The organism is Variovorax sp. GW460-12-1-14-LB1 (assembly GCF_059423605.1).
In genome coordinates, this window is the sequence record NZ_JBWKYF010000040.1 from 51,501 (window position 1) to 59,562 (window position 8,062).

Sequence of the window (8,062 nt, forward strand, 5' to 3'; positions counted from 1 at the left end):
TTTGTAGCCTGCATTTGTCCCTTCCGCAGAGCCCGCCATGACCACCGTCCGCGCCTTCATCGTCGAAGACAACCCCGCGCAGCGCGCCAGCCTGGCGGGCACGCTGCGCGAAATGGCGCGCATCGATCCGGTCGGCCAGGCCGAATCGGAGGCGGAGGGCACGCGCTGGCTCACGCGCAACCCGGCGCTGTGGGACCTGGCCATCGTCGATCTGTTTTTGGGCGACGGCACGGGCTTCAGCGTGCTCGAGGCCTGCCGCAACCGCGACCCGAGGCAGAAGATGGTGGTGCTGAGCAACCACGCCACGCCCGAGACGCGCCGCAAGTGCGCGCAGCTCGGCGCCGACGCCGTGTTCGACAAGGCCACCGAGGTCGAGGAGCTGATCGACTTCTGTGTGCGCCAGCGGCAGGAGCGCTTCTTCAGCGCGCCTTCGTCGGCGGGGCCGCTGTCGCCTCACTGAGCGCCGCCGTCTCGCGCACCATGCGCCAGACCCGCTGCGCCAGCGGCGACAGCTCGCGGTTGCGGCGCCGGATCAGCATGATCGCGCGCTGCACGTTGGGCACCAGCGGGCGCACCACCAGCCGCGCCAGCCCCTCGGGCGGCAACGACAGGCCCGGCATCACGCTGATGCCGATGCCGGCCTCGACCATGCGGAACACGGTGGTCGCATGGCCCAGCTGCTGCTTCACGTCGCAGCGCGCGCCGTGCCGCTCCAGCGCCTGGTCGATGAGGCGACGGCTGCCCGAGGCGTGGTCGAGCAGCACCAGCGGCTGGCCGTCGAGCGCCGACCAGTTCACCGAGGCCTTTTTTTCCGTCAGCCGGTGGCCGGGCAGCGTGACCACCATGAAGGGGTCGTTGAGGATCGACTCGCAGTGCAGGTCGTCGGCCTCGGAGGGCTCGATCACCACGCCGAAATCGACTTCGCCGCTGCGCACGCTGTCCAGCACGTCCTGCTGGATGCGGTCGAGCAGCAGGAACTGGATGCCCGGCGCCTGCACCGCGCAGGCCGCGATGCAGTCGGGCATGAGGTTGGCCGAGAGCGTGGGGCTGCTGGCCACGCGCACCTTGCCGCCGCGCGCGCTGGCCAGGCCGGCCACGTCCTGCAGGGTCTGGTCGAGTTCGTCGAGCACGCGGTCGAGCCGGGCCGCGAACGAGTGGCCGGCTTCGGTCAGCACCACCTCGCGCGTGGTGCGGTCCAGCAGCTTGAGGCCGAGCTGGGCTTCGAGCTCCGAGATCGACCGGCTCACCGCCGGCTGGCTCAGGCCCACCTGGTCGCCGGCACGGCTGAAGTTGCGGCCCTCGGCCACCGAGCGGAAGACGCGGAGTTGGCGCAGCGTGACGTTCATGCGCTCAAATCATATATCCATCCGATAAATCCATTTCTCTTTTGAATGGCCGGAAGGTCCAATGCAGGGCATGGCACGTTCACGCTTTCTCCCCGACAACTTCACGCTCACGCTCGTCGCGGTCGTCACCCTGGCCAGCCTGCTGCCCGCCAGCGGCCGCGTGGCGCATTTCTTCGAAGGCCTGACCACGGTCGCGATCGGGCTGCTGTTCTTCCTGCACGGCGCCAAGCTGTCGCGCGAGGCGATCCTCGCGGGCATCATGCATTGGCGGCTGCACCTGCTGGTGTTCGCCTGCACCTTCATCCTGTTCCCGGTGCTCGGGCTCGCGCTGCGGCCTGTGCTGGGGCCGCTGGTGACGCCGCAGCTGTACACGGGCGTGCTGTTCCTGTGCGTGCTACCGGCCACGGTGCAGTCGGCGATTGCTTTCACTGCGATGGCGCGGGGGAACATGCCGGCCGCCATCTGCAGCGCCTCGGCCTCGACGCTGCTGGGCGTGTTCATCACGCCGGTGCTGGTGAGCCTGGTGGTGCTGCCTGAAGGCGGCGCGGTGGCGTCGTCGTCGTCGCTCGACGCGATCGGGCGCATCCTGCTGCAGCTGCTGGTGCCGTTCGTCATCGGTCACCTGTCGCGTCCGTTGATCGGCAAGTGGATCCAGAAGCGCGCCGCGGTGCTGAAGTTCGTGGACCAGGGCTCGATCCTGCTGGTGGTCTACACGGCCTTCAGCGCGGCAGTGATCGAAGGGCTCTGGAAGCAGATTCCCGTGAGCGCGCTGCTGGGCCTGCTGCTGGTGTGCGGCGTGCTGCTGGCGCTGGCGCTGGGCCTGACGACCTTCATGGCGCGGCGCTTCGGCTTCAACATCGAGGACGAGATCACCATCGTCTTCTGCGGCTCGAAGAAGAGCCTGGCGAGCGGGATTCCGATGGCCAAGGTGCTGTTCGCCTCGCACGCCGTCGGCGCGATCGTGCTGCCGCTGATGCTGTTCCACCAGATGCAGCTCATGGTGTGTGCGGTGCTGGCGCAGCGTTATGCGCGGCGCGCGGCGACGTCCCCGGCGCCTGCGCTGCGTACGGCCGAGTAGCCTGCCCGGCGCCGAGCGTTCGCGCACCGGCCGGCGCGTGAACGCAAAACAACACCCGCGAGGGGAGGGCTGGCGTCCACCAGATTCCTCCAATTTTGAACAGGACCATCCGGTCAGCGGCTCGATGAAGAGCAGCTGAAAACCCCGGAGAAACCTGAATGAAGAAATCCCTCACGGCACTCGCCGCGCTGGCCGTCACCGGCCTGGCCTCTGCCCAATCGTCGGTCACCCTGTTCGGCGTCGTCGATGCCGGCGTGAGCTACCAGAGCGCCACCTCGCGCAACCCCGTCACGGGCACCACCAGCAAGCAGAGCCAATGGAGCCTGGCCAACTCGGGCTACAACTCCAGCCGCATCGGCTTTCGCGGCACGGAAGACCTGGGCGGCGGGCTCGCCGCCAGCTTCTGGCTCGAAGCGCCGATCAGCAACGACGACGGCGCCACCGGCATCGCCAACTTCAACCGCCGTTCCACCGTCAGCCTGTCGGGCGGCTTCGGCGAAGTGCGGCTGGGCCGCGACTACACGGCCACGTTCTGGAACGACACGGTGTTCGACCCGTTCGGCACCAACGGCTCGGGCTCGAGCGTGATCAACACGGTGAGCGGCAGCACCGCGCTGGGCAACACGAACTACGTGCGCGCCAGCAACATGGTCGGCTACTTCCTGCCGCCCAACCTCGGCGGCTTCTACGGCCAGCTGCAGTACAGCCTGAACGAGAACACGAAGACCAGCGCGACCGACACCACGGCCGCCACCAGCAGCAGTGCCGGGCGTTATGTCGGCGGGCGTTTCGGCTATGCGAACGGGCCGCTGGACATCGCACTGGCGGTGGGCCAGAACGTGGCGGTCGACACCACCACGCTCACGCGCAAGGTGCAGACCATCAACCTCGGCGCGTCGTACGACTTCGGCCCGGTCAAGCTGTTCGGCGAGCTGTCGAACGTGAAGAACAAGTTCGACCTCGCGGCGCTGGGCAACAGCCACGACAGCTACAACGGCTACCTGATCGGCGCGAGCATGCCGGTGGGCGCGGGCCTGATCCGCGCGTCGTACTCGACCGTGCGCTACAACGAAGGCGCGGTCGGCGTCACGGGCGACGACCCGCGCGCGAACAAGCTCGCGATCGGCTACGTGCACAACCTGTCCAAGCGCACCGCGCTGTACGCCACCGTGGCGCGCGTGAGCAACCGCAACGACGCGAACTACACGGGCAGCCTCACGGCCGCGAGCACCACGGGCTATGGCAGCACGGGCGTGGGCTACACGGGCCTGCCGCGTTCGTCGACGGGCTACGACTTCGGCATCCGCCACGCGTTCTGACCGGCCCCCGTTCGCGTGCGGCGGCATTGCCGGTGCACGCGAACGGGCCCTGCCGTCGAACCAGTCATGCATCGATTCACATGATCCGACTTCATCACCTCGCAGGCGTGCTGGCAGCGCTCGGCCTGTCGGGCTGCATCGTGCTGCCGCCGCCTCTTTTTCCGCCCGGGCCACCGCCGGGGTTTCGCGAGGGGCCCCCGCCACGCTGCGAGGCTCCGAGCGGCTGCGCGCGGCCGGCCTTTCCTGAAACGCGCTGAGGACTGTCGACCGTGTACGGCAGTTCACTAGGCCTGGTCATTGCCACGCTCATCGGCCTCGGCCTGGCCGGCGTGCTCGCGCTGATGGGCGCGCTGTTCGTCGCCAACGCCCGCGCGGCCGTGCACGCTCGTGGCCTCGCGCAGCAGGCCCGCACGCAACAGCGACAGCAACTGGCGGACAGCCGCGTGCAGGACCTGCGGCCGTTGCTCGGCGCCGAGCCTGGCGATGCAGCGGCGCTGCGCTTCGATGTGGACCTGCCTGCGGAAGCGGTGCCGGTGTTCGGCATCCCGTCGGAGCTGCGCGAGCTGCTGGCCAAGGTGGCCGCGCATGCCGCGCGCGTGATGGCCGCGGGCGCGACGCTGCAGGTGCGCGCACGCATCGAAGGCACGCAGGCCGTCGTTCACTGGCGCGACCTCGACGCAGACAGCGAACGCCCGCCGCTGGCGCGCTTCTTCGACGCCCTCGACGCCGCCTCGCTGGCCAGTGCGCGCATCTGCGAACGCATCGCGGGGCGCCACGGCGGGCGCATCTATTCGGCACCGGACGATGGCGGCGTGCTCGGGCTGACGCTGCGCCTGCCGCTGTACGCGCCGGCGGTGGCCGCCGGATCAGTCGACTGAAGTGCGCGTCGGCGCCGGCGCGGCCGATACGCCCGAAAGTTCAAGGGCCTCGAGCGCCTCGTACTCCACCGCCAGGAAGTCCACCAGCTTGCGCACCGACGGCAGCAGGCCGCGGCGCGAAGGGAACACCGCGTGCACGATGCCGCTGCGCGGCGCCCATTGCGGCAGCGCGTCGACCAGGCGGCCGGCCTGCAGGTCGTCGCGCACCATCATCGTCGGCATCTTGGCCACGCCCACGCCCTGCAGGGCGGCATGCCGCAGCGCGGCCATGTCGTCGGTCACCAGGCGGGGCTGGTGGCGCACCTCGGCGCTCGCGCCGTCGGGGCCTTCGAGCGACCAGGTGTGGTGCGGCTGGGCCGGGCCGAGGTCCAGGCTGGGCAGCAGGCCGATGTCGGCGGGGCTGGCCGGCGCCGTGAGGCCTTCGAGCAGGCGCGGGTGGGCCACCAGCCGCTGCGTGCTGTGGCCCAGCACCTTCATCACGAGGTCGGTGTCCTCGAGCGGCGGAAAGCGCACGCGCAGCGCGAGGTCGAAGCCTTCGCGGATCACGTCGACGCGGCGGTTGGTGCTTTCCAGCTGCACGGTCACGCGCGGGCACTCGGTCATGAAGCGGGCGAGCATCTCGGCCACCTGGTAGTACACCAGCGCCGGCGGGCACGACAGCCGCACCAGCCCCTGCGGCTGGGCCTGCAGGCGGTCGATGGCCTCCTGCGCGGCGTCGGCCTCGACCAGCATGGCCACGCAGTGCTCGTAGTACTGGCGGCCGATGTCGGTGACGCTGAAGCGGCGCGTGGAGCGCTGGATCAAGCGCACGCCCAGCCGCTCCTCGAGCAGCGCGATGCGCCGGCTCAGGCTCGACTTGGGCACGCTCAGGGCGCGGCCGGCCGGGGCAAAGCCGCCGTGGTCGACCACCTGGGCGTAGTAGTAGAGATCGTTCAGGTCGCGCATGGCTGGGGGGCCCTCCGTGCCGTTGATCGTTCGCCAGATGGAACGATGAGGGCGAATTCTGGCATCTACTCAAAGCATCGTTGCGGCCCCATCCTTGATCCATGGCTTTCCCGTTCCGGGCGAGCCGCCAGATGGAAAGGAACACAGACCATGAAGAAGATCCTCGGCACCTACAGCGCACCGCGCCCGCACTGGGTGGGCGACGGTTTTCCCGTGCGCTCGCTGTTCAGCTACGACACGCTGGGCCGCCACGCCAGCCCCTTTTTGCTGCTGGACTACGCCGGTCCGGCCCGGTTCACGCCGACCACGCAGCCGCGCGGCGTGGGCCAGCACCCGCACCGCGGCTTCGAGACCGTGACCATCGTCTACAAGGGCGAGGTGTCGCACCGCGACTCGACCGGGCAGGGCGGCACCATCGGCCCCGGTGACGTGCAATGGATGACCGCCGGCGCGGGCATCCTGCACGAGGAGTTCCATTCCGAAGCGTTCACGCGCGACGGCGGCGAGCTCGAGATGGTGCAGCTGTGGGTCAACCTGCCCGCCAAGGACAAGATGGCCGCGCCCGGCTACCAGGCCATCGTGGATGCGCAGATTCCGTCGGTGCCGCTGCCCGAAGGCGCGGGCAGCGTGCGGGTGATCGCGGGCGACTACCTCGGCCACAAGGGGCCGGCCCGCACCTTCACGCCCATCGACGTGTGGGACCTGCGCCTGAACCAGGGCGCGCAGGTGACGCTGCCGGTGCCCGAAGGCCACACGGCCGCGGTGGTGGTGCTGCGCGGCACGGTGCAGGTGAACGGCGAGACGGTCGTGCGCGACGCGCAGATGGTGCTGCTCGACCGCGCGGGCGATGCGCTCACGCTGGACGCCAACAACGACGCGGTGGTGCTGCTGCTCAGCGGCGAACCGATCGACGAACCCATCGTCGGCCACGGCCCGTTCGTGATGAACACGCGCGACGAGATCGTGCAGGCGATGAAGGACTTCGGCAGCGGGAAGTTCGGGCAGATGCCGGAGGCCGTGGCGCACTGAGCGGCCGCCGCCGCCCTGGTTGAAGAATCAGGCGGCGGTGAGCATGCCCCGTGTTTCGATGAAGGCGACCACCTCGGCGACGCCCGTGAGTGTCTTGAGGTTGGTCATCACGTAGGGGCGCTGGCGGCGCATGCGCTGGGTGTCCTGTTCCATCACGTCGAGGTTCGCGCCCACGTAGGGTGCGAGGTCGGTCTTGTTGATGACGAACAGGTCGCTCTTGGTGATGCCGGGGCCGCCTTTGCGCGGGATCTTTTCGCCGGCCGCCACGTCGATCACGTAGATGGTGAGGTCCGACAGCTCGGGGCTGAAGGTGGCGGCCAGGTTGTCGCCGCCCGATTCGACGAACACGATGTCGGCATCGGGAAAGTCTTCGAGCATGCGATCGATGGCCTCGAGGTTGATCGAGGCGTCTTCGCGGATCGCGGTGTGCGGGCAGCCGCCGGTTTCCACGCCCATGATGCGCTCGGCCGGCAGCGCGCCGGCCACGGTGAGCAGGCGCTGGTCTTCCTTGGTGTAGATGTCGTTGGTGATGGCGACCAGGTCGTACTTGTCGCGCATCGCCTTGCAGAGCATTTCGAGCAGGGTGGTCTTGCCCGAGCCGACGGGGCCGCCGATGCCCACGCGCAGCGGCGGGAGCTTCTTGGTGCGATTCGGGATGTGGTGCAGGGCGGAGGTCATGGGCGAAAAGATCCGGTTCGGTCAGCTTCGGAAGAGGCGGGAATATTGTGTTTCATGGCGGGCCGACAACACCGCCAGCAGGGGCGCGAAGGCCTGGCGCTCGTCGTCGCTCAGTTGCATCGCGCGCTCGACGGCCGCAGGGATTTCGTTCGCCAGCCGCGCCAGGATGCGCTGGCCCGCGCTCTGGCCCAGCGGCACGGCCTTGACGGCGGCGGCCACCATGTTCTCGGCCCAGCCGAAGGCGAACGCCAGGCAGCCGTCCTGCACGGTGGCTTCGGTGCGGCTGGCGGCGAACGCGAAGGCCACGGGGTAGGTCGCGGGCAGGCCGGCGAAGACCTCGGCCGTGTCGGCATGGTGCAGCTTCAGCCACTCGACGAAGGAGCGGCCCATCTGCTCGGTCTGCAGGAAGAACTCGGCGGATTCGCGGGTGTGCAGCACCCAGTCGTTGAGGGTGCGTATGCGTTGTGCGTCGTTCGCGCGCCAGGCAGTGATCGCCTGGGCGGCCAGGGCGAGGTCGCCGCGCGCGAAGCTCAGGTGCAGCTGGTCGGAGAGCCACTCGGTGGCGCTGGCTTCGGAATGGATGCCGGCCCATTCGACCGCGGCCTCGACGCCTTCGGAGTACGAGAAGCCTCCCACAGGCAGGGCGGGGGAGGCGAGCCAGATGAGCTGGAGGAGGCTGTGCGGGGGCGGCATTTTTTTGCGCAGTGGTTCAGGGCGCGTGCGCAGGCCACCGGGTACTTCCCTCCGCGAATGTCCCCCGGGGCTTCGCCCCTCCTCCTTGATTTCGCT

At 69.2% G+C, this 8,062-nt stretch carries 9 protein-coding genes; 5 read left to right on the plus strand and 4 right to left on the minus strand.

Annotation, left to right across the window (positions count from 1 at the left end; translation table 11 throughout):
- The first annotated feature begins 37 nt into the window (after positions 1 to 37).
- Positions 38 to 460 carry a response regulator gene (locus tag AC07Y4_RS20085; RefSeq protein ID WP_495274951.1) on the plus strand — a complete coding sequence of 141 codons (423 nt, stop codon included), beginning with the start codon at positions 38 to 40 and terminating at the stop codon, positions 458 to 460.
- On the opposite strand, the gene AC07Y4_RS20090 is transcribed toward AC07Y4_RS20085, so the two are convergent.
- A complete protein-coding gene (locus tag AC07Y4_RS20090) occupies positions 420 to 1,346 on the minus strand; it encodes a LysR family transcriptional regulator (protein ID WP_495274952.1) in 927 nt (308 codons plus the stop codon). The two genes, AC07Y4_RS20085 and AC07Y4_RS20090, sit on opposite strands and share 41 nt — an antisense overlap.
- A 70-nt stretch (positions 1,347 to 1,416) precedes the next feature.
- Here AC07Y4_RS20090 and AC07Y4_RS20095 point away from each other — a divergent pair, with 70 nt between their 5' ends.
- From AC07Y4_RS20095 to AC07Y4_RS20105, 3 genes are all read left to right on the plus strand, one after another.
- Positions 1,417 to 2,424, plus strand: coding sequence for a bile acid:sodium symporter family protein (locus tag AC07Y4_RS20095; RefSeq protein WP_495274953.1), 1,008 nt, complete (start codon positions 1,417 to 1,419; stop codon positions 2,422 to 2,424).
- Positions 2,425 to 2,582: 158 nt separating this feature from the next.
- Positions 2,583 to 3,743, plus strand: coding sequence for a porin (locus AC07Y4_RS20100; RefSeq protein WP_095949392.1), 1,161 nt, complete (start codon positions 2,583 to 2,585; stop codon positions 3,741 to 3,743).
- Positions 3,744 to 4,012: 269 nt separating this feature from the next.
- On the plus strand, positions 4,013 to 4,621 hold the full coding sequence (locus AC07Y4_RS20105) for a sensor histidine kinase (protein WP_095949391.1): 609 nt from the start codon (positions 4,013 to 4,015) through the stop codon (positions 4,619 to 4,621).
- On the opposite strand, the gene AC07Y4_RS20110 is transcribed toward AC07Y4_RS20105, so the two are convergent.
- A complete protein-coding gene (locus AC07Y4_RS20110; protein ID WP_095949390.1) occupies positions 4,610 to 5,566 on the minus strand; it encodes a LysR family transcriptional regulator in 957 nt (318 codons plus the stop codon). The two genes, AC07Y4_RS20105 and AC07Y4_RS20110, sit on opposite strands and share 12 nt — an antisense overlap.
- A 150-nt stretch (positions 5,567 to 5,716) precedes the next feature.
- Between AC07Y4_RS20110 and AC07Y4_RS20115 the strand changes: the two genes are divergently transcribed.
- Positions 5,717 to 6,595 carry a pirin family protein gene (locus AC07Y4_RS20115; RefSeq protein ID WP_095949389.1) on the plus strand — a complete coding sequence of 293 codons (879 nt, stop codon included), beginning with the start codon at positions 5,717 to 5,719 and terminating at the stop codon, positions 6,593 to 6,595.
- A 27-nt stretch (positions 6,596 to 6,622) separates the two neighbouring features.
- On the opposite strand, the gene ureG is transcribed toward AC07Y4_RS20115, so the two are convergent.
- Both ureG and AC07Y4_RS20125 read right to left on the minus strand, forming a co-directional pair.
- Positions 6,623 to 7,273: an urease accessory protein UreG gene (gene ureG / locus AC07Y4_RS20120; protein ID WP_095949388.1), complete on the minus strand. Its 651-nt coding sequence runs from the start codon at positions 7,271 to 7,273 to the stop codon at positions 6,623 to 6,625.
- 21 nt (positions 7,274 to 7,294) lie between these two features.
- Positions 7,295 to 7,966 carry an urease accessory protein UreF gene (locus tag AC07Y4_RS20125; RefSeq protein ID WP_495274954.1) on the minus strand — a complete coding sequence of 224 codons (672 nt, stop codon included), beginning with the start codon at positions 7,964 to 7,966 and terminating at the stop codon, positions 7,295 to 7,297.
- Between the last annotated feature and the right edge of the window lie 96 nt (positions 7,967 to 8,062).